Origin of the sequence: Flavobacterium sp. (assembly GCF_013822155.1) — a bacterium.
Classification (GTDB): domain Bacteria; phylum Bacteroidota; class Bacteroidia; order Flavobacteriales; family Flavobacteriaceae; genus Flavobacterium.
The window spans coordinates 1-22,411 of sequence record NZ_PNJW01000050.1 but is presented as its reverse complement, the minus strand read 5'-3'; the positions used below and the strand labels follow the sequence as shown (position 1 = coordinate 22,411).

Here is a 22,411-nt window from a genome sequence, read left to right as displayed (position 1 = left end):
AATCATTCGGATCTAAACTTCCTAAAATGTTAGCATCATTTTCTGTTAAATCAAAAGGATTTCCACATTCCGTTAAATCAATAGGACTTTGGGTATCATCAGGATAAACAGTAACAGTAGCGGGACTGGAAACGGTATAAATTTGACCACATTGATTATAGGTTACCTCTGCTGTATAAGTAGTTGTTACTGTTGGACAAACTACAATATTAGTATTGGAACTAATTGGCACTCCATTTTCTAACCATTGAAAAGTAGTGGCTGATGGACCGTTTGGTGTAAAACGCCAAGCTTCATTAGTTGCTGTCCAATTCCCTACATTTCTACCGGGAGGAAAAAAAGCAATTGTACCCGCTTGGTTTTGAACTCCAATAACTCCTCCACCCGGAGGATTATTCCAAGTATTACAAGGAGTTCTGTTTTGAACATATACTTCGATGATATTCGAAATTTCATATAAAACCATTTGATATGTTTGTAAGCCAACAGTTTGTCCACAAGAAAACTGTCCAAAATGATAAAAATTAACAATTAATTTACGACAAGGGTAAGTTCCTTCTAATTTCCAACTGGCACTAATTTCTGGAGGAGAATTTTGTGGATCTGTATCCTGATAAACTCCATAAATAGCATTTCTTATTGGAAATCCAACATTAGGAATTGACATTCCTAATAAATTCCATGGACTAAATGTATTTGGTACTATAGAAGGATCAAATGAAATTGTACCATTTGAACCTACATGACATGTGGTATATAGATTATTAAAAAAACAAAAATTAAAGGGTAAAGTAATTGTATTTGACCATCTATCATCAATTGTCAAACTAATTTGATTATAACTTGGATCATTAAAAGAAGCTTGAGGACAATATTCAATTGAAGTAACCGCATAGGATGATGTAGAACCAAAATCTACATATTCTGCAGATAAATCAATACAAGTTCCCGGCTCACATGAAGGTGGAATATTAGGGTCTGTTACGTCAATTCCTCCGGTCAGTACTGTTGCACAACCATTGGCCTCCACCGTAAAAGTAACTGTTCCTGATAAAGGAGAAGAGCAACCTGTTGAAGGTAAAAATATACTTTGTAAAGAATAAATTGTCGTTACATTTAATATAGGGGATGGCCAAGAGGCTGTACCGGCAGCACTCAATAAAACATTATAACTAGCCCCAGTGCTAGATGTAAAAATAACAATTGCACCGGGTGTTCCTGTAAAAGTTATTGTACCTGAACTACCCGGACAAATAGTATCATCTGTCCCAAAAGTGGCATTAGCAATGCTTACTACAACAGATCTGGTTCTAGTACAGGTTACAGTGGAAGTAAAACTAATGTCATCAATGGCAAAGTCGTTCCCAGATGCGGTTATTACTCTATCAAAAATACAAATATCTGCTAGTGTAGCTGCACCGGAATTCCAAGTATAGGTATGTTGCACCCAACCGCAAGTTGTCGCCGGTGCAACATCGATTCCGACAGAAACACCATTAATTAGCACTTCGATATTGGCTGGATTTGGTGTGGCCACAGTTTGAATCCAATAGGAAAAAGTATAATTTTGACCTGCAGTAACCGGAATTTTTTGACACCATATTTTATCATTTCCGGCATTTGCAACAGAACCGTCGGCAACTAACATATTTCCAGTACCCGTGGTGTGGTCTGTACAAGTTGAAAATCCGGCAAACCACGCTTGCGGATTAGTTACGACACCATAAGCCCCTTGAATACCGGCTGGAATTGGAACAACAGGTGTGAAATATTGATATTCAGATGTAAAACCTATATTTCCTTGACTAAAATCCCCATTAAACACCAAATTTCTGGTGGTTGTTTCAGAAGAGGATACCGTATAAGTTGTTGTCGCAGTTGGGCTCACAGTAATTGAAGCTCCGGTAGTACTCGACATAGAAGGATCAACCGGAACAGCAGTCCAATTATAAGTAGTTCCTCCGGAAGCGGTTAACGTAGTTGATGTACCCGGACATATCGCTGTATTGGGTGAAATAGTCAAATTAGCGGGTTGGGTGATAATGATATTTGGTAAAGTTGCTGTAGTGGGCGTATTATCTGTTACGGAAATGGTATACGTTCCCGGGGGTAAGTTGCTAAAAATTCCGGTTGCATTGGTTTGATTTACGGGACCTGTAATGGAATAAGAAGTATAGGTTAATGATCCTCCTACTCCATACACAACAATTGAACCATTATTTGCTCCAAAACAAGTTGAATTTACGGCAGAATAAGTTACAGAAAGAGCTGCAAATGGTCGTAACGATATATCATCTATTGCAAAATCGTTACCAACCGCACTTTGATTCACATTAAAAAGTTCTAATCTTCTATATTGATTTCCGGCACCTGTCACTGTAAAATTATAAGAAACAGATTGCCACCCATTGACAGGAGCAGTCACCGTATAATTATTGCTGAAGGTAATTGTACCTCCATTCATTACTCTAAAACCAATTTCTGCTTGTGGGTTAGTGTTATTAATTGAACGAACAAAGTACTTAAATGTATACGTTTGTCCACCTTGCAAAGTCACATCACCATTGGTTTTCCAAAAAATTTCAGATTGTCCTGAAGCTCCATCACACACCATCATGAGTCCGGTTCCGGTGGTATGATCGCCAGAATTTACGAAATTATTAGTATTCATTACAAACGGGTTTGCAATGATGGCATAATCTCTAGGCGAACTATTTGGTTGACCACCACCCGGATTTGTGTTAAAATAATCGGACTGAAAACCAACCCCATTACCACTTTCAAAACTTCCATTTGCAATCAAATTTTGCGAATGTAAGTTATTGATTAAAAGACAACTAATAAATGCTAATAGTATTCTTGGACTCATGCTATGGAAATTTTAAGGTTGGAAATTTACATAAAATTAGCTAATAATTATCTTAAAAATTAGAATTTTTACTAATCGCAATAAGTCGTCGTAAGATTTCTGCTTTTTGTTTATCTTTGCAACCTTGTAAGCAATTATAAATTTATAATCAAACCGATGATTAATACCGATACTTTTTCTGACGAATTGGGAGACAACCACATAGGAACATCAGCAGAAAATCCGATACGAAAAGACGCTTTTGACTTAACTGATGATCAAAAAATTGAACTCATTAAAAAAGATGTTGCCAGTATTTTGACAACTTTAGGAATGGATCTTACCGATGACAGCATGAAAGGCACTCCAAACAGAGTTGCTAAAATGTTTGTAAAAGAAATTTTTGGTGGTTTAAATCCATTAAAAAAACCCAGCACTTCTACCTTTGAGAATGGTTATAAATATGGTGAAATGTTAGTTGAAAAAAACATTACCGTTTATTCTACCTGTGAACATCATTTATTACCCATCGTAGGAAGAGCTCATGTGGCCTATATTTCAAGTGGAAAAGTAATTGGGTTATCCAAAATGAATCGAATCGTTGATTATTTTGCTAAAAGACCACAAGTTCAAGAACGTTTAACGATGCAGATTGTCCAAGAGTTGCAAAAAGCACTCAACACCGAAGATGTAGCCTGTGTGATTGATGCCAAACATTTATGTGTAAATTCCAGAGGAATTCGTGATATTGAAAGTAGTACAGTTACTTCTGAATTTGGAGGTAAGTTTAAAGAGGATAAAGTTAGAAGAGAGTTTTTAGATTATATAAAGTTAGAGACTAAGTTTTAGAAAGAAGAAAGAATAGAAATGAAATTATACGAAAATCAGACCTTAAAAATATACAATTCACTTTCAGGTGAAAAAGAAGTATTTACCCCTATTCACCAAGGAAATGTAGGCATGTATGTTTGTGGGCCAACTGTTTACAGCAATGTACATTTGGGAAATGTTCGAACATTTATGAGTTTTGATGTAATTTATCGCTATTTACTTCATTTAGGTTACAAAGTTCGGTATGTTAGAAATATCACTGATGCCGGACATTTAGAAAATGATGCGGAAGAAGGTGAAGACAGGATTGCCAAAAAAGCAAGAATTGAGCAATTGGAACCCATGGAAATTGTGCAACGTTATACGGTAGATTTTCATAACATTTTACATACGTTGAATTTTTTACCACCAAGTATCGAACCGACAGCCACAGGTCATATCATTGAACAACAAGAAATTATTAAAAAAATAATCGAAAATGGATTTGCCTACGAGGCAAATGGTTCCGTTTATTTTGATGTAGTCAAATTCAATGAAACAAATCATTACGGCAAATTAAGCGGTAGAAATATTGAAGATATGATTGCGAACACCCGTGATTTAGATGGTGTTTCCGATAAAAAAAACCCGCAGGATTTTGCCTTGTGGAAAAAAGCAGAACCACAACATATCATGCGTTGGCCTTCTCCCTGGGGAATTGGTTTTCCGGGTTGGCATTTGGAATGTACTGCCATGAGTACAAAATATCTTGGTGAAACATTTGATATACACGGTGGCGGAATGGATTTAAAATTCCCGCATCATGAGTGTGAAATTGCTCAAAATGAAGCTTGTACAGGACATAGTCCGGTTAATTTTTGGATGCATGCTAATATGTTGATTTTAAATGGTAAAAAAATGGCCAAATCAACCGGAAATTTTATTTTACCCAATGAAATATTTACGGGAGAAAATGAAATTCTAAGCAAAGCTTTTTCTCCAAATGTGGCTCGCTTTTTTATGCTTCAGGCACATTACAGAAGTATATTAGATTTTTCTAATGATGCTATTTTGGGTTCTGAAAAAGGATTCAATCGATTAATGGAAGGAATGGAATTGCTTAAAAATTTATCTGCAAGTTCAAGTTCAACTTTGGACATTTCCGCTTGGAAAAAAAGTTGTTATGATGCCATGAATGACGATTTTAATACACCTATATTAATTGCACAATTATTTGAAGGCATTCGCTTTGTCAATTTGGTAAACGATGGAAAAGAAACGTTAACTGCCGCTGATATTCAAAATTTGACTTCTACTCTTCATGCCTTTGTTTATGATGTATTAGGTATTTCTGATGAAAAAAGCTGTAATGATAACATTGACAAGCTCGAAGGTGTTGTGAATTTAATGATTCAAATGCGAATGGAAGCTCGTGCCAATAAAAACTTTGCTTTATCTGATCAAATTCGAGATCAATTGTTAGCCATAGGAATTCAGTTGAAAGATGGAAAAGAAGGAACTAGTTTTAGCGTGAATTAATTAAGTTGATTAGGTTTCGAATTGAAATAAATCTATTATGTTAAAAAAAATAATTCGTTTCCCTTTTATTTTTTTGATTCGTTTTTACCAAGTGGTCATTTCTCCATTGACCCCTGCAACTTGTCGTTTTGAACCTACTTGTTCCAGTTATTCTCATGAAGCAATTGTTAAACATGGCGTAATAAAAGGAATTTGGCTTGCTGTAAAACGCATTTCAAAATGTCATCCATGGGGAAAAAGTGGTTATGACCCTGTACCTTAACTCCTACTTTTAAGAATTTATTAGCGTATTCAAATTGCAATTTGTAATTTATTCGTTTACATTTACATTAAATATTACGTCGCTATGGTAACCCAATTTTTAAGTTTTGTTTGGAATCCTTCGGAAGGTTTTGAAATCGGTTCGTTTACAGTTCGTTTTTACAGTTTAATGTTCGTGATTGCTTTTGGCCTAGGATGGTACGTCATGAAATATATTTTCATCAGAGAAAATGAACCCTTAGAAAAATTAGACAGTCTATTTATATATACCGTTATTGCTACATTAATTGGTGCTCGATTAGGACATGTTATTTTTTATCAGCCCGAATTATTCAGAGAAGATCCATTAAGCATTTTTCTACCCATCCGGACAAAACCAAGTTTTGAATTTACCGGATTTTCAGGATTAGCCAGTCATGGTGCAGCCATTGCAATCATTCTTTTTATGATATATTTTAGTAAAAAAATCATGCATAAATCCCTACTTTGGGTTTTAGACAGAGTTGTTATTCCGGTTGCCAGTGGGGCTGTTTTTGTTAGATTAGGAAATTTTTTCAATTCTGAGATAGTTGGTCATGAAACAACTTCTTCTTTTGGAATTAAATTTGTTCAAGATTTTTATTCTAAGAGACAAGCGGTAGAAAATACACAAATTGCTAATCCGAAAGAAGCATATAAAGCCATTGTTGAAAACCCACAATTTTCAAATTTATTGGAGGCTGTTCCTGCTAAACATCCATCCCAATTGTATGAAGCTTTCTTTTATGTTTTTGTTTTTCTAATTTTATTTTTTATGTATTGGAAAACTGATGCCCGTAAAAAGGAAGGGCTTATTTTCGGAACCTTTATGGTATTACTTTGGTCCGTTCGTTTTGGGGTAGAATATTTAAAAGAAAGCCAAGGAGGTTTTGAAACTTATCCCCTTTTTAATGCCTTAACAACTGGTCAATGGCTTAGTATACCCTTTATATTGATAGGTTTCTATTTTATTTTTAGACCGAAGAAAGTGTAATTAAATACAATTTTATTTATAACCCGGCTTATGTCGGGTTTTTTTATTCTATTTAGAGAAACAAAATATAGGCTATAGTTTAGACAGTATTTTCTTCTATTTAAACAAAGAAAATGTAATCATATAAGAACTAAATTCTACTTGCCTATAATCAAGGTTAAGCTACTAATAATAATATCTACAAAGGCTTAAATTCATTATCTAAACAGTATTCTATCATCAAATTACATTAGATTTCCTAAATATAAATTTAGTAATATATAGAAACAAAAAACCAGACTTAAAGCCTGGTTTTTGTTTAATTATAATAGAAAATAATTATTTCTTTTCAACTTCTTTAAATGCATCTTTTCTAGCATCTTGTTTATTGATGGTATCCGCCATAATTGGAGTTGCAATAAACAAAGAAGAATAAGTACCTACTAAGATACCCACTAAGATTGCAAATACAAATCCACGAATGGTTTCACCACCTAAAATAAAGATAGCAAACAATACAATTAATGTTGTTAAAGAGGTGTTCACCGTTCTACTTAAAGTTGTGTTTAACGCTTTATTTACCACATCATTAAAAGTACCTTTTACATCTTTACCTAAATATTCACGTACACGGTCAAATACAATTACAGTATCATTTAATGAGTAACCGATTACGGTTAGAATTGCTGCAATAAAGGCTTGGTCAATTTCCATGTTAAAGGGCAATACTTTCCAAAATAACGAGTAAACACCTAATACAATAATAACGTCATGGAAAACAGCTAAAACCGCTCCTAAAGAGAACTGCCATTTTCTAAAACTAATCAATAAATAAAGAAATACAATAAACAACGAACCTAATACTGCCCAATATGAATTTGTTTTAATATCCTCTGCAACTGTTGGACCCACTTTAGATGCTTGTAATATTCCAAATTGTTTTCCTTCTGAATTTGTTACAAAATCTTCATAACTTGTTTTTGGAAAATACGATTTTAAACCCTCAAATAATTTTTCATTTACTTCCTTATCTACGCCTTCACTCTCTTCATTAACTTTATACTTAGTAGTAATTTTTAACTGATTACCGGTTCCGAAAGTTTTAGCTTCTACATTAGTACCAAAAGTTTTAGTTAAAGCAGCACTCACTTCACTAGCAACTACTTCTTTTTCAAAACGAACTTGGAATGTTCTACCTCCTACAAAGTCAACCCCTTGATTCAATCCATTTACGAAAAATAAAGAAACAAGTGATATAATTACTAATACACTTGAAATACCATAAGCAAGTTTCTTATTAGCCAAGAAATTAACATTCATATTTTTAAACCAATTGTGTGACATTGGCGTTGAAAATGTAAGTAAATGATTTTTACGAACACTCCAATCTAAAAATATTCTTGTAATAAAAATGGCTGTAAACAATGAAGTTCCAATACCTATTAATAAAGTAGTTGCAAATCCTTTGATTGGACCTGTTCCGAAAACCAATAAAATCAAAGCAGTCAATGCTGTTGTGATATTAGCATCAAAAATTGAAGACATAGCTCCAGTCCAAGTATATGAATAGTTTACAGCTTCTTCAACAGTTTTACCTGCATCTAATTCTTCTTTGGCTCGTTCAAAGATAATTACGTTAGCATCCACGGCCATACCAATGGTTAACACGATACCGGCAATACCAGGCAATGTTAAAACTGCTCCTAAACTAGCTAAAATACCAAATATGAAAAGAATATTTACTAATAATGAAATATTGGCATAAATACCTGATTTACCATAGTATAAAATCATCCATAAAACTACTGAAAGCATTCCAATAAGAAATGACAACATTCCATTATCAATAGCCTCTTGACCTAAGGAAGGTCCAACCACATCAGATTGAACGATATCTGCTTTAGCCGGTAATTTACCAGCTCTTAAAACGTTTGATAAATCTTTAGTTTCATCAATGGTGAAATTACCTGAAATTTCAGAACGTCCACCCGCAATTGGTCCTGTAGAAACCCCAGGAGCAGAATAAACGATGTTATCTAATACAATGGCGATATTACTTTTTTGAGTAAAAGCTTTTCCTGTCAATTCTTCCCATTGTTTAGCTCCTTTACCGTTCATTTGCATGGTTACAGAAGGTTTTCCGAATTGGTCAAAAGAATCACGAGCATCAATTACAACTCCACCACTAATTGGAGCTTGGTTTGTACGGTCAGTTTTTAAAGCATATAATTCAACCGCTTCTACTTTTTCTTTCTTCTCGTTATCAACTGTTGTTGGTTTTCCCCAAACAAAACGAGCATAACGCAATTCAGGAGTCAACAAAGCTTTGCTGCTGTCTCTTTTTAAATAACCATTAATTTTAGCTGTATCTTTTGGTGAAAAATAGCCTAAAACCGGGCCACCACCATACGACAACATTTTATCAAATAAAGGATTATTTCCTTTTGTATTGGCTAATGAATCTTTGGCAGTATCTGTTAATAAAGAGTCAATTCCTGTAGAAGTTTTTTCTTTTACATCAACTTTAACTTCTGTTGCTTTTAAGGCTTCGTTTACTGAACCCAAATATTGACCAACTTCTTCAAATTTGAAAGTTTCCCAAAATTCTAATTGAGCTGTACTTTGCAATAATTTTTTAATACGATCAACATCTTTAGCACCCGGTAATTCCACAAGAATTCTTCCAGATTCTCCAAGTTGCTGAATATTTGGTTGAGTAACCCCAAATTTATCGATACGTTTTCTAAGCACTTCAAAAGCACTTAAGACCGATTCATTTACTTTTCTTTTGATAACTGCTTTAACTTCATTATCAGTCATTTTCAAATTAATTTCACCATCTAAATTCTTATTAAAGAAAATATCAGGAGAAGATAATTTTACTTTTCCTTTCGATTCAGCATCAAAAGCTTCGAAAAAAGCATCTAAATAGGTTTGATTTCCTTTTTGATTTCTTGTTGCATCAGCTAAAGCTTTATTAAAAGTTGGATCTTGCGAGTTATTTGCTAATCCGCTCAAAATATCTTTAACAGAAATTTGAAGAATTACATTAATTCCTCCTTCAAGGTCAAGCCCTTTATTGATTTGTTTGTCTTTAACTTCATTATAGGTATAGTCTGTAAATCCTAAGCTAAATACTTTTTCTCTACCAATAGAGTCTAAATATTTTACTTCTTTCAAAACATCATCACCTGCAAATGCTTTTGCATCATCTTTAACCTTATTGGCTACAAACGTGAATGAAAGTTGGTAAATACATACCAATGCAAATAAAATTGCGAAAAATTTAATAAGTCCTTTACTCTGCATTATTACTTGAATTAATTAATTTTTGTTGGTTATGGTTTTGATTTACAATACAAAAGAAAACAAGACAGTTCTTTCGATTTTATAAAACGTGCAAATATATAATTATGAATAGGATTAACCAATTAATTTGTGCATTAATCTCAAAAAAAAGACTGCAAAAATGCAGTCTCTTTAAATCTATGTTTAAAAAGTTAGGCTAAAACTGATTTTAAATCACCATTCATTGCTCTAACTGCGTCTGCACTTTTAGCAAATTTAGCTTTTTCATCCTCGTTTAGTTTAATATCAACGATTTTTTCAACTCCATTTTTACCTATAATACAAGGTACTCCGATACAAATATCGCTTTGACCATATTCTCCTTCTAAAAATACTGAACAAGGAATCATTTTCTTTTGGTCATTTAATATACTATCAACTAAATAGGCAACAGAAGCTCCCGGTGCATACCATGCTGATGTTCCCAAAAGAGCTGTTAACGTTGCTCCTCCTACCATAGTATCGGCTGCAACTTTTGTTAATTCGTCTTCAGATAAAAATTCTGAAACTGGTACTCCATTATAAGCAGCCAAACGAGTTAACGGAATCATAGTTGTATCGCCATGTCCTCCAATAACCATTCCTGACACATCATTTGCAGGTTTGTTCAAAGCTTGAGATAAATAACATTTGAAACGTGAACTATCTAAAGCTCCACCCATTCCGATTATTCTATTTTTAGGTAAGCCGGTTGCTTTTAACGTTAAATATGTCATAGTATCCATTGGATTAGAAACAACCACAACGATTGCATTAGGTGAATGTTGTAGTAAACTTTCTGCCACAGTTTTCACGATTCCTGCATTAATTCCAATTAATTCTTCACGAGTCATACCCGGTTTACGGGGAATTCCTGAAGTAATCACAACCACATCACTTCCCGCAGTTTTTGAATAATCATTTGTGCTTCCGGATACTTTTGTATTAAACCCTAAAGTTGTTTGGGTTTGCATAATATCTAACGCTTTTCCTTCAGCAAAACCTTCTCTGATATCTAACAATACAATTTCGCTGGCAATTCTTCTGTAAGCAATCGCATCGGCACATGTTGCACCAACATTTCCTGCTCCTACAATGGTAACTTTCATTTTTTTAATTTTTAAATAGTTATGATTTAAGCATCAATTTTTGCATATACTGCATTTTTCTCAATAAATTCTCTTCTTGGCGGAACCTCATCTCCCATTAACATTGAGAAAATTCTATCAGCTTCCGCTAAACTGTCTATAGTTATTTGACGTAAAGTTCTGAAGTTAGGATTCAATGTAGTGTCCCAAAGTTGTTCCGCATTCATTTCTCCCAAACCTTTATATCGTTGTATCGCTGCAGAACCTCCTAATTTCAAGTTAATCATATCACGTTGATCATCATTCCACGCATATTCCTTTTTATTTCCTTTTTTTACTAAATATAAAGGAGGTGTAGCAATATAAACATGTCCTTCCTCAATTAATTCTTTCATAAAACGGAAGAAGAATGTTAAAATCAAAGTAGAAATGTGACTACCATCCACATCGGCATCACACATGATGACTACTTTGTGGTATCTTAACTTTTCTAAGTTTAATGCTTTTGAATCTTCCGCAGTTCCGATAGTAACACCTAAAGCGGTGAAAATATTACGAATCTCCTCGTTTTCAAAAACTTTATGGTGCATGGCTTTCTCAACATTCAAAATCTTACCACGGAGCGGTAAAATCGCTTGAAATGCTCTGTCTCGACCTTGTTTGGCCGTTCCACCTGCCGAATCACCCTCGACTAAGAAAATTTCACATTTTTCAGGATCTTGTTCAGAACAATCGGAAAGTTTTCCCGGTAATCCACCGCCTCCTAAAACAGTTTTACGCTGCACCATTTCACGAGCTTTTTTCGCCGCGTGACGTGCTTGTGCTGCCAAAATTACTTTTTGAACAATAATTCTGGCATCATTTGGATTTTCTTCCAAATAATTTTCTAACATTTCTGCCACCGATTGACTAACCGGAGAAACTACTTCACGGTTACCTAATTTGGTTTTCGTTTGACCCTCAAATTGTGGCTCTTGAACTTTTACAGAAATAATTGCAGTTAATCCTTCACGGAAATCATCTCCGGAAATTTCAAACTTTAATTTATCCAATAAACCTGAACTGTCAGCATATTTTTTTAAGGTTCGCGTTAATCCCATTCGGAAACCTTGTAAGTGAGTACCTCCTTCGTGTGTGTTGATGTTGTTTACGTACGAAAAAATATTCTCAGAATAACTGGTATTGTAAACCAACGCCACCTCAACCGGAATCTCTCCTTTTTCATTGTCCATGCTAATCACGTGCGAAATGATTGGCTCTCTGTTTCCATCTAAGAATCGAACAAACTCTTTTAATCCTTCTTTTGAATGGAAAGTTTCTGTTATTAATTCTCCTTTTTCATCTAAATGTCTTCTGTCACACATTGTAATTGTGATGCCTTTATTCAAAAAAGACAACTCTCGCATACGTGCGGCCAAAGTATCATATGAAAATTCAATAGTTTGCGTAAAAATAGAGGTGTCAGGTCTGAATGTAACCATCGTTCCGCGTTTGGTCGTTTCACCAATTTGCTTCACTGGATACATTGCTTTTCCGCGTTCGTATTCTTGTTCGTAAATTTTTCCATCTCTGAAAACGGTAGCTCTCAAATGATCAGAAAGTGCATTTACACATGAAACCCCAACACCGTGTAGTCCACCGGACACTTTATAAGAATCTTTATCGAACTTACCTCCTGCTCCAATTTTGGTCATAACCACCTCTAAAGCAGAAACACCTTCTTTCTTGTGCATGTCAACCGGAATACCCCGGCCATTATCTTCTACAGAAACTGAATTATCTTCGTTTATAAAAACTGTAATGGTATCACAATGTCCCGCTAACGCCTCATCGATGGAGTTATCTACTACTTCATAAACCAAGTGATGTAAACCTCTAACTCCTGTATCGCCAATGTACATAGAAGGACGCATTCTCACATGCTCCATTCCTTCCAGGGCTTGAATACTATCTGCTGAATAACTATTCTTTTTGATTTCTTCGCTCATATAAATTTAATGCTAAAATGTATTTTTTGAATAACACGCAAATATACGGATTGGCAAGGGATTTTCTATAAAAACACATTGGCAAAGTGGATAAGTTATTAACAATATGTTGATTTTTTATTAAAAAAGAGAACTATTTATTATAGTATTTTTTTAACAAAACAGACCTAATTCTTAACCAATTGCCATAAAAAAAGCGTCCCCACTAATAAGGACGCCTTTCACAAACAAACTAAACTTCTTTAAACTATTTTAAACAGGAATATCAATTTTTGCAATGGTAGTATCTGCCTGAACGTGAGCCGCATTAGCTCTTCCGCTTGGGTCTTGGTTTTCTTGCCATTTCGGAATCCATTTACGCACCGTTTGAGCTGCCGCAACTTGAGGAAAATGTTTATGAAAAATACTTCTGTAAAAATAAGCCTCTTTCGTTAGCGGGGTATTGTATGGATAAGTTTCTTCTGCTCTCTCTAACTGTTCATCGGTTACTTGACTGGAACAATATTCTATTAATGTATCTATCCAATTATAGCCTACTCCATCTGAAAACTGCTCTTTTTGACGCCAAAGAACTTCACTTGGCAAATAGGGTTGCTCCGGAGTGTCAAACGCTTTTCGAAGAATGTATTTTTCAACCCCATCATAGGTTTGTGGCATTTTTTCTTCCGGTTTGATTTTAATTGCCAATTCCAAAAATGCTTTATCTAAGAAAGGAACTCGTGCTTCTAGACCGTGAGCCATGGTTGATTTATCTGCACGTAATAAATCAGCTGTAAATAGCTTTTGCACACGTTCTATTGTTTCTTTTTGGAAATCTTCTACTGAAGGTGCATTTCTAAAATATAAATAGCCTCCAAAAATTTCATCGGCTCCTTCACCGGAAAGCACCACTTTGATTCCTTTTTCTGTAATGGCTTTAGATAAAAAGTACATTGGCGTACTTGCTCGAACCGATGTTACATCATAGGTTTCAAGATGCCAAATTAATTTGTCTAAAATCTCGATTCCTTGTTCAATGGTGAAATGTATTTCATGGTGTTGAGTTCCTAAAAATTCAGCCACTTTACGAGCTGCTTTCGCATCAGGAGCTTCCGCATCTAGCCCAATTGAAAAGGAATGAAGTGTTTTACCCATTTCTTTCATATAACGGGAGGCAATTGATGAAGTTAAAGAAGAATCTAAGCCTCCTGAAAGTAAAACACCAATAGGCACATCACTCATTAATCGCTTACGAACACCTTCAGATAAAGTTTCACGAATGGCTTTTAAATCCAATTCTTCCACAGCTAAGGTTTCATCTTCCCATTTAGGTTGATAGTATTTTACAAATCCTGTTTCAGGAGTGTAATAATGTCCCGGAGGAAAAGTTGAAAATGTTTTACATTGATCAGCAATTGATTTCATTTCAGAAGAAAAATACATTCTTCCTCTTTCGTCCAGACCGTAATAAAGTGGTTTTACACCCAGTGGATCACGGCCGGCTATGTAATCGTCGCCATCAATCACAACAAAAGCAAACATTCCATCGAGCATATCACAAAAATCATAACCAAATTTTTCATATAAATGCACAATCACTTCCGAATCGGATGTTGTTCTGAATTTGTGGTCTTTTAAAATTCCGTCTCTTAATTTTTGATGATTATAGATTTCACCATTGTGTATCATCCAAGCGGTAGAAGAACCTTGAATGGGTTGTTTTCCGGTATGCAAGTCGATGATTGATAAACGTTCATGGGCTAAAATATGTCCGTTTTCGGTTACATGAATATCACTTTCATCCGGACCGCGATGAGACATTCTTTTTGATAATACTTTAACTACTTCTTCATCTTTTCCTTTTCCGATAATGGCTAGTATTCCACACATAACTTTTGCTTTTCTAATTTTACTTAATATGATGAAGCAAAAATCAATATTATATACACAATTGTAAACACATTTTGTGTTATTGGTTATATAATTAAACTAATTAGTTTTATTTACAGCAAATATGAAACTAAAAACTATGAAATTATGAAATGCAAATTACAAATTATAAAAATCTTATTCAATGCTTTGAATTAGGTAATCAATTTGGTTGACAGTGATGATGTCATTCAACTCGGCACCCAACATTTTTTGAGCTAAAGGAGCTTCCGGAGAAACAGCAAAAATGTTTTTTCCTTCTATTTCAATTTTTGGTAGACTGACGGAGATTAAAAAGTAAGTTTCATTTGCTGAAACCAAGCTTCCTAAAATTACCTGATTGGACACGATGGAGTAATCGATTTTAAGAAACTTACTTTGTATGTCTACTACTTCCTGTAGTTTCCGGTTTAATTTTTCCTGCTCCAAATGCATCATAGCCAAACCTGTTTCGTGTTTGTCACCGGCAGAACCTTTGGCATCATTCAAAGAATCTTCGGTTAAATCTACAATCATTTCGCGTAAAGTATTGACGCGTTCGTTTAGGTAATGATTGTAATAATGGATGATTTGTTGTTTCATTTATGGGTACTAAGATCCTGAGGTACTAAGGTGCTAAGGTTTTAAAGGTAATATTTTACCTATATACCTTAATCCCCTTTTTTAAAAATCAAATTTGTAGTTAGCTCCTAACACAACTTGAAATTGTTGAGCAGGATAATTCATCCATTTTTCATAGGATTGATTGAACATGTTATTCATTCTTAAAAAGAACGTTAATCGTTCATTGAATTTATAACCTACGTGAGCATTAACATCAAAATAGCTTTTTAATGTAATTGTGGTGAAATCATAAAACGCAGGATCGATGACTCCTGGAGCAATCATTTGGTCTTTTCTTTCACCGACGAAGAATAAACTGGCTCCGGCATACCACTTTTCAGTAATCGTTAAATCAAGGTTTGCATTTAGGGTTATGGAAGGCAGATTCCATGCTTCTAACTCATTACTGGTTGAAAAACTGCTGAAGGTTCCTTGTATTCCGGCGGAGATGTTTTTAGAGAAGTCTGCTTTTAATTCGCCAAAGAAACTAACTGTTCGCATATCGTCATAAATGACGTCAAAGGAGTTACCGAACTGGTAGCCTTTTGCCGTAATTTCTAAGTCAGGGGTTGTGGCGTTTGGGAAAGGATTATTTCTAAACAGTGCTCTCCCCTTTTCTTGCATGAAGGAACCACGTACATTGTAACTCACATTACCGGCCAGCTTACCTTTTAATCCGGCAAAGATGTCGTAAGGTCTATCAGTAGGAACAACAAAAATTGTGGGAGACAAAAAAGGGTTTTCGTTTGTGAACTCTCTGTAACTGTTTTGTTGTAAGGTTCCTTCTGCCCCTGCATATAAAATCATCAAGTCGCCAACGATTTTATAGGATGCAGAAATGTTTGGATAAACAAAAAACTTGCTGTCACTGTTTTCTAAATCGGCACTATAGAAAAGGGAGATTCCTATGTTTAGGGATAAATCATCTTGGTTTAATGTGACGGATGGATTTAACCCGAAATTAGTAAACCCGTATTTGTATCCACCGTTGTTAAAATAGTCTTGGTCGAAACTTCCGGCTACATAATCAACGATTACATTGGTTTTGATGGCAAATTCATTGATGTCTACCACAAAAGATGGTTTTACGTAAAACCGATTTTCTGCAGAACCGTTATCATCCCAAAAGCGATTGAACTTCATAGTTGCTCCGGTGAAGAAACTATCTTCAAAACCTATTTTTCCTCCTAAATAAGCGTTGTGAAACATGTGGTCAGGAGCGATTTGAGCATAGAAGGCCGCATCTTGGTTGAAATAGGCTTGGTTGATTCCGTACCAGTTGTAGATTTGATTTTGATATCCTAAATCTAGATTCCAATTGTAGCTGCGTTGTTGACTTCCATAGGTTAAATCAAGGGAAGTGTTGTAGAAACTATCGTCTAAAACAAGTTCTTTTATTCCGCCTTGTGAGGAATGATGGCGAAACATACCACCAATGTAATCAGTGCTGCTGATGTTTTCGGTGATAAACAACTCACCGAGTACTCTTCCGTAATTTCCGAAGCCAAGTGTGGCGTAATTACTGTAGAGCTTGTCTCTTTTTGCTTTGTCGACAGCGGCTGCTTTTCCTTTTGCGGGCGTGAATGTGGAGGCTACGGGAAAAGAAAATATATTGTATTGCACATTTTCTTTCTTCGTTATCTCATCGTCGTTGAGGGAGGGTGTTTCTTTTACTTTAAAGGCATCGGAGATAGTGGCGGTATAGGGTTTTACTACATTCACTACTTCGGTACCGATGTTTTCATCCTTCTTTTGCGAATAACCCAACAGACTACCCAAAAGAAACAGTGCCGTGATTGATTTATATAGATTTGAACTCTTCATATCGTTTATTTTTTGTGGTATATATTAGTTTTGGATGGATGAATTTCGTTTTGATTCTTCCGCTTTGATGATGTCCAGCTCCTTTTGTGCTTCTTCTATGACATCCGTATAGTCGGTGAAGTTACTAATGACACTTTCAAGGATGTATGTTGCTTGGAAGCTGTCTTTCAAGGCATAAAAGTTTTTTGCCATCAAGACAAGTCCTTTCGCTCCAAAGTATTTGTAACCAGAATAGTCTTTTGTAAGTTTCTGTATGGCCACATTTGATGGTTCATACTTTGCTTCTTTGTTTTTGAAGTAGGCATCGTAATAAAGAGCTTCTGCCGCTAACTCGCCTTTTGCAATTAATTGCAGTTTAGCATAAGCCGCTTTTGCCTTGCCTTCGTCATTTGTTTTGATGGCGGAACGAGCAATGATGATTTGTGCATCACTTTTGATTCTATCGTCTACTTTTGGGTTTGCTCCTACTTTATCTGCATAGATAACCGCGTTCGTATAGTCTTTTTGTTCGTAATATGATTTCATCAAGTTCGATTGAGCGAAGGTGATGTTTTGAGGGAAATCAGCTTCGGTTTCTAATCGTTTCAAAGCAGGGATTGCTTTGGCGTAATCTTTTTTCTTTAAATGAATTTCAGTTAAACGGGCTAAACTTTGCTCGGTAAATTCGCTTCTTGGTTTAGAAACAACGTATTCATAGTTTGGAATAGCGTTGTTTTCCAGCCCATCAGCAAAGTAAAGTTGAGCTAAGTAGAAGTTTGCGTTTAAGGCATGGATGCCGTTTGGAAATTTAGTTACGTAATTACTAAACCCGGCGATGGCTCCTTTTGCATTGTTTTGTAAATATTGTTTTTCGGCCGATTCATAGGAAGTATTGTCTAGGTCTGCGTCGGTAACTTCAACGAAGTCTAGGGTTTTTACCCAATCTGCATAATCGCTTACGTTGCCTGTGTCTACATATATTTGGCGAGCGGTTGTGACGGCTTCCATTGCTTCTGGAGTTCGAGGATAATCAGCCGCTACTTTTTTCAGTTTTGTAATTGCTAATTGGGGTTTGTTGTCATTGTAGTATATCAATCCCTGACGTAAAATGGCTTTTGCGGCAAAGGAGCCGTTTTTGTATTCATTGATTAACTGGTCATAGGTTTTGATTGCCAACTCTGTTTTATTTTGATTGGTATAGGTGTTTCCTAATTCGAAAAGGGCATCATCGCGGTATTGTGATTTAGGATAGCTTTTGAGGAAGGTGTTTAGGTCTTCGATTTTCTTGTCATTTTTGTTGACGAAGCCATAACTTAATGCTTTTTGATAGGAGGCATAATCAGCATCGACTCCTTTTAGTTCGATGGCTTTGTTATAGGCTTCTAATGCCGGCCAATATTTTGAGGATACGAAATAACAATCGCCCATTCGAAGGTAACTGTCGTTTAGGCGGACTTTATCGTCTTTCGATGCGTCGATATAGCTTTGAAAACGAGTGGCTGCTTGTTCGTATTCTTTCAATTTAAAGTGGGCATACCCAATATTATAATTGATGTTTTTGAATTCGGGGGTTGTTTTTGCTTCAGGGTAACCGAGGAACTGTTTGAAGGTTATCAAGGCTTCGGTAAAGTTGTCGAGAACATATTCTGTTTCGCCTTTCCAGAAGGTTGCCCGTGCGGTGAACTTGGCATCGCGAGGTTCAGCAATGGATTTTTTGAACATTTTCATGGCTTCGTTAAAGTCGCCATCCGTGTAGAGTTCTAACCCGCGGTAAAAAGTTACCTTTTGATAGGCTTGTTTGTTTGAGAAGCTTTTATTCTTTTCGATTAACTCTAGAGCTCCTTTGTAGTTTTTAGAAGTGATGAAGGAACTGATTAAGAGTGTTTCGATTTCGGGTTTGTTGGGGTTGCTTGGGTATTTTTCGAGAAAGGCGGTTAACACTCCGGGAATTGTTTGGTATGAATTGCCTATTTCGTAGCTTAATTTTGCATAGTTCAGGAAGGCATCTTCTTGAATTTTGGCATCAAATTGCATCTCAGAGGCGTTTTTGAAGGCGTTGAGGGCTTGTTGCTTTTTGTCGGTTTTGAGGTAGCTTTCGCCAAGGTGATAGTAGGCATTTTGGGCTACGGCATCGTTTCCGTTGATGATTTTGTTGAACTGTGCAATGGCGTTTTCATAGTCGGCTTGTTTGTAATAGGAATAGCCGAAGAGGTAAAGGTCAGTGTTGCTCCATTTTCCTTTTTTGCCTTTGTATTCTTTGAGGTATGGTATGGCTTTGTCGTATTGTTTGAGGTTGAAATAGCTTTCGCCAATGATTTTATTGAGTTCTGATTTTTCGCCTGCGTCGCTTTTTGCCATGGCGGCAGTCCCTAAGTCGATTGCTTTTTGAAAGTTTCCTAACTTAAAGTTCATGTCGGCTTGGTAATAAGACATTTTTTCTTTGTATTTCTGCTCGCCTTCTACTTGATCGAAGTATTCATTGGCGGCTTTGAAGTCGTCTTTTTCATAGGACATGTAGCCGAGGTAGTATTTTGCTTGAGAGCCGTATTCTTTAGAGTTGACGACTTTGTTAAAGTAGTTTGTTGCTTCTTTTTTCTTTCCTCCGGAGAAGTTTGCATAACCTTTTTGAAAGTTAAACTTTTCTCTTTCGGCGGCGGTGAGGTTGCTTTCGTCTACTTTTTCAAACCATTGGAGAGCTTGGGGGAACTTGCCTACTTCGAAGTAATAATGTGCGACTTCAATAAAAGCTTGGTTGTGTTTAGAGCTGGTGGGGTACTCGGTAACGAACTGTTCCATGAGTAAATCAGCATTGGGCTGGTCTAATCGAATGGCACAATTAGCGATATAGTAGGCACAGTCGGACTGTACTTCATAGTTTGTGTTTTGTTCTTTAACGTTTTTGAAGATGATTTGAGCTGATTGGTATTGTTTCTCTTTGTATAGCTCGACTGCCCGATTGTATTCTTTTAAATCGTTGGTATAGATTTCGGTTTTTTGAGCATTGGCGGCAAAATTTATGACCATTGCTACGAAAAGAATTATCCAGTTTTGTTTTTGCATGAGATTCATTATTGATTGATTTACAAATTTAGGGTTTGCTTACTGATGAAACGAGTGAATGCTTGTGTTTATTATGAACAAGGTTTTAAACAATGGGTTTTGGGTTTTGTTTTGGAAGAATTTGGTGGGGTTTTTAGGGAAAGTGACACTGTTTTGCGTGAAAGTGTTAGGGGTTGTTGAAAAAGGGTTGTCGTTTTGAGTGAATGTGGGGAGGTTTGGGGAGAAAGTGTGTGGTTTAGTGGCATTTGTTGGGGTGTTTTTGTTTGGAATGGTGGGGTTTGGGGAGATTTTGGGAGGATGTGTTGTTAGGATGTGTTTGACATTATTTAGGACGCCTCTGTCAAGTGATTTTATAATGTTAACATTTGATTTTGTTAGTTTTTCATTAGATTTTTTAATTATGTCATTAGGTTTTATGAGGATGTTATAAAATTTTATGTTGATGGTTAGTGATTTTTGGGTTTTATCAGAAGATTATGTGGGGAGTGAAGGATGGTTTGTGGGGAAAGTTGTGGAGATTCCACCTACGTCGGAATGACAATGAAGGAGATTGGGAGCATTTTTGGGGAGGATGATGTGGTTTTGGGGAGGGTTATTCTGGAATGGAATGACGAAAGAACCGGAAGTAGATTGTGGGGCTTCGACAGGCTCAGCCTGACAGTGTGCATTAATATTGTATTGGGTGTTAAGGAGTCAAAGTTTGCGAGGGCTTCGTACTTGGCAGGCTCAGTATTGTTGGCTAAGCCTGACAGTGTGGTTATGAATTTTTTGTTGTTATTTTTGTTATTATTTTATGAATTATTCAAGTTAGTTGTGCTTTTGTTGTTGTTTTGTTTGTTTTTTATTAAAAAATATGTTTAGCTTTGTTTTGGGTTTTTGTAGATGCCCTTGCCCTACTCTACTTTTTTATAATTAATTTGACTTATTATGACTACACGACAATTGAATAAACGCTCGATGTTTTTAGTAATGCAGGCGTTTTTGAAAGATACTCCCTCTTCTATTTTGGTTCAGATGCCTCAGTTTGAGGCTGTTTTTGATGCGTTTCAGGTGGAGCTTGCCCGGGTTGGTGATTCGAGTGAGCGTCAGTTGGGGAATTTGACGGGGCTTCGTAAGATGAAAGAGCAAGAACGGGTTTTGATGGCGGATGCTTGTTTGGCTGTTACGTCGAGGATTCGTGCGTTTGCGACGGCGGGTGATGATCATTCGTTGTTTGTTGAGTTGAATGGCACTCGGAGTTTTTTGTTGGTTCGGAGTGATTTTAAGGTGTTGGATTATTGTTCGATGGTGCATGCTAAGGGTGTTGAATTGCTTGGTTTGTTGACTGATTATGGTGTTACGCAGGATATGCTTGATTTATTGGCTTCGCGGATTGAGGCGTTTAGTGATTTGATTCCGCAACCACGGAGTGCGATTGTGGAACGGAAGCAGCATACGCGGAAGATTGCGGAGGCGATGGGGCGTTGTAGTGCTTTGATGGGTGTTATGGATATTTATGTTCGGATGCTTGAGTTTGATGAGCCAAAGTTTTTTGCTTTGTATTTTTATTGTCGTAAAATTGTTCGCACGGGTAGTCGTAAGTTGTCGTTGCGAGGTGTTGTGAGAGATGAACAGGGAGTTGTTGTTTCGGGGGTTAGGGTTTCGATTGCGAGTTTGGGTGTTGAGACGTTGACGACTGAGCGTGGTTCGTATCGGTTTAAGCATTTGCCAGCAGGGGTTTATCCGGTTGTTTTTGAGCGAGATGGTTATTTGCGATTGACGGTTCCGGTGGCGATTGTTGCGAATCAGCGGAAGGATTTGGAAGTTGTTTTGGTTGTTGATTCGACTATGAAGCGGGTTGGGTAGTTTTTTTACTCGCAAAGAGGCAGAGACGCAAAACAACTGGGTGGTGATGGAACGCGGATTTATTCGGTTTATTAATTCTTTTTGTTCTTTTAGTTTTTTTGATTCTTTTGGTTCTTTTGATTCTTTTGGTTCTTTTGGTTTTTTTGATTCTTTTGGTTTTTTTAGTTTTTTTGGTTTTTTTGGTTTTAAATTTTTGTAGGGGTTGTTAAAATAATTATATCTTTAGGGGATGATAATGCTGTGATTTGGAATGGTTAATTAAAAAGAATAACGTTTGTCAGACCTATCCAGTCATTTTTGAGGTGTATAGTCACTACTTTGTAGCGGGTATTTACTAGTT

General features: G+C 36.1%; 12 protein-coding genes and 1 pseudogene. 5 read left to right on the top strand and 8 right to left on the bottom strand.

The window, feature by feature from the left end:
- Nucleotides 1-2,869 (bottom strand): annotated as a pseudogene (locus C0512_RS11605) (hypothetical protein); the annotation flags it as partial.
- Between the two features lie 156 nt (nucleotides 2,870-3,025).
- Between C0512_RS11605 and folE the strand changes: the two are divergent.
- The 4 genes from folE (at nucleotide 3,026) to lgt (ending at nucleotide 6,470) form a co-directional block, all read left to right on the top strand.
- On the top strand, nucleotides 3,026-3,697 hold the full coding sequence (folE, locus tag C0512_RS11600; RefSeq protein WP_290861745.1) for a GTP cyclohydrolase I FolE: 672 nt from the start codon (nucleotides 3,026-3,028) through the stop codon (nucleotides 3,695-3,697).
- 18 nt (nucleotides 3,698-3,715) lie between these two features.
- Complete coding sequence (cysS, locus tag C0512_RS11595) at nucleotides 3,716-5,197, top strand: cysteine--tRNA ligase (RefSeq protein WP_290861743.1); 1,482 nt, start codon at nucleotides 3,716-3,718, stop codon at nucleotides 5,195-5,197.
- 37 nt (nucleotides 5,198-5,234) lie between these two features.
- Nucleotides 5,235-5,459, top strand: coding sequence for a membrane protein insertion efficiency factor YidD (gene yidD / locus C0512_RS11590; protein WP_290861741.1), 225 nt, complete (start codon nucleotides 5,235-5,237; stop codon nucleotides 5,457-5,459).
- An 84-nt stretch (nucleotides 5,460-5,543) separates the two neighbouring features.
- Nucleotides 5,544-6,470 (top strand): prolipoprotein diacylglyceryl transferase, encoded by a 927-nt coding sequence (lgt, locus tag C0512_RS11585; RefSeq protein WP_290861739.1) that lies wholly within the window; start codon nucleotides 5,544-5,546, stop codon nucleotides 6,468-6,470.
- 318 nt (nucleotides 6,471-6,788) lie between these two features.
- Here lgt and secDF read toward each other — a convergent pair whose 3' ends face one another.
- From secDF to C0512_RS11550, 7 genes are all read right to left on the bottom strand, one after another.
- Nucleotides 6,789-9,758, bottom strand: a complete 2,970-nt coding sequence (gene secDF / locus C0512_RS11580; RefSeq protein WP_290861737.1) for a protein translocase subunit SecDF — start codon at nucleotides 9,756-9,758, stop codon at nucleotides 6,789-6,791.
- A gap of 191 nt (nucleotides 9,759-9,949) precedes the next feature.
- A complete protein-coding gene (mdh, locus tag C0512_RS11575) occupies nucleotides 9,950-10,885 on the bottom strand; it encodes a malate dehydrogenase (protein ID WP_290861735.1) in 936 nt (311 codons plus the stop codon).
- Between the two features lie 26 nt (nucleotides 10,886-10,911).
- Nucleotides 10,912-12,852 carry a DNA topoisomerase (ATP-hydrolyzing) subunit B gene (gene gyrB / locus C0512_RS11570; protein ID WP_290861733.1) on the bottom strand — a complete coding sequence of 647 codons (1,941 nt, stop codon included), beginning with the start codon at nucleotides 12,850-12,852 and terminating at the stop codon, nucleotides 10,912-10,914.
- Nucleotides 12,853-13,104: 252 nt separating this feature from the next.
- Entirely contained in the window at nucleotides 13,105-14,721 is a 1,617-nt protein-coding gene (gene asnB, locus C0512_RS11565) for an asparagine synthase B (protein WP_290861732.1), read from the bottom strand.
- A gap of 177 nt (nucleotides 14,722-14,898) precedes the next feature.
- Nucleotides 14,899-15,342, bottom strand: coding sequence for a hypothetical protein (locus C0512_RS11560; RefSeq protein WP_290861731.1), 444 nt, complete (start codon nucleotides 15,340-15,342; stop codon nucleotides 14,899-14,901).
- A gap of 81 nt (nucleotides 15,343-15,423) precedes the next feature.
- A complete protein-coding gene (locus C0512_RS11555; RefSeq protein WP_290861729.1) occupies nucleotides 15,424-17,187 on the bottom strand; it encodes a TonB-dependent receptor in 1,764 nt (587 codons plus the stop codon).
- 24 nt (nucleotides 17,188-17,211) lie between these two features.
- Nucleotides 17,212-20,226 carry a tetratricopeptide repeat protein gene (locus C0512_RS11550; RefSeq protein ID WP_290861727.1) on the bottom strand — a complete coding sequence of 1,005 codons (3,015 nt, stop codon included), beginning with the start codon at nucleotides 20,224-20,226 and terminating at the stop codon, nucleotides 17,212-17,214.
- Between the two features lie 927 nt (nucleotides 20,227-21,153).
- Between C0512_RS11550 and C0512_RS11545 the strand changes: the two genes are divergently transcribed.
- Complete coding sequence (locus tag C0512_RS11545) at nucleotides 21,154-22,071, top strand: carboxypeptidase-like regulatory domain-containing protein (RefSeq protein WP_290861725.1); 918 nt, start codon at nucleotides 21,154-21,156, stop codon at nucleotides 22,069-22,071.
- Nucleotides 22,072-22,411 lie beyond the last annotated feature (340 nt).

Bases quoted from the DNA above. Each gene is read 5' to 3' on its own strand.
- lgt (WP_290861739.1), top strand. From the start codon at position 5,544: ATGGTAACCCAATTTTTAAGTTTTGTTTGGAATCCTTCGGAAGGTTTT.
- folE (WP_290861745.1), top strand. From the start codon at position 3,026: ATGATTAATACCGATACTTTTTCTGACGAATTGGGAGACAACCACATA.
- C0512_RS11555 (WP_290861729.1), bottom strand. From the start codon at position 17,187: ATGAAGAGTTCAAATCTATATAAATCAATCACGGCACTGTTTCTTTTG.
- gyrB (WP_290861733.1), bottom strand. From the start codon at position 12,852: ATGAGCGAAGAAATCAAAAAGAATAGTTATTCAGCAGATAGTATTCAA.
- mdh (WP_290861735.1), bottom strand. From the start codon at position 10,885: ATGAAAGTTACCATTGTAGGAGCAGGAAATGTTGGTGCAACATGTGCC.
- cysS (WP_290861743.1), top strand. From the start codon at position 3,716: ATGAAATTATACGAAAATCAGACCTTAAAAATATACAATTCACTTTCA.
- C0512_RS11545 (WP_290861725.1), top strand. From the start codon at position 21,154: ATGACTACACGACAATTGAATAAACGCTCGATGTTTTTAGTAATGCAG.
- secDF (WP_290861737.1), bottom strand. From the start codon at position 9,758: ATGCAGAGTAAAGGACTTATTAAATTTTTCGCAATTTTATTTGCATTG.
- yidD (WP_290861741.1), top strand. From the start codon at position 5,235: ATGTTAAAAAAAATAATTCGTTTCCCTTTTATTTTTTTGATTCGTTTT.
- C0512_RS11560 (WP_290861731.1), bottom strand. From the start codon at position 15,342: ATGAAACAACAAATCATCCATTATTACAATCATTACCTAAACGAACGC.
- C0512_RS11550 (WP_290861727.1), bottom strand. From the start codon at position 20,226: ATGCAAAAACAAAACTGGATAATTCTTTTCGTAGCAATGGTCATAAAT.
- asnB (WP_290861732.1), bottom strand. From the start codon at position 14,721: ATGTGTGGAATACTAGCCATTATCGGAAAAGGAAAAGATGAAGAAGTA.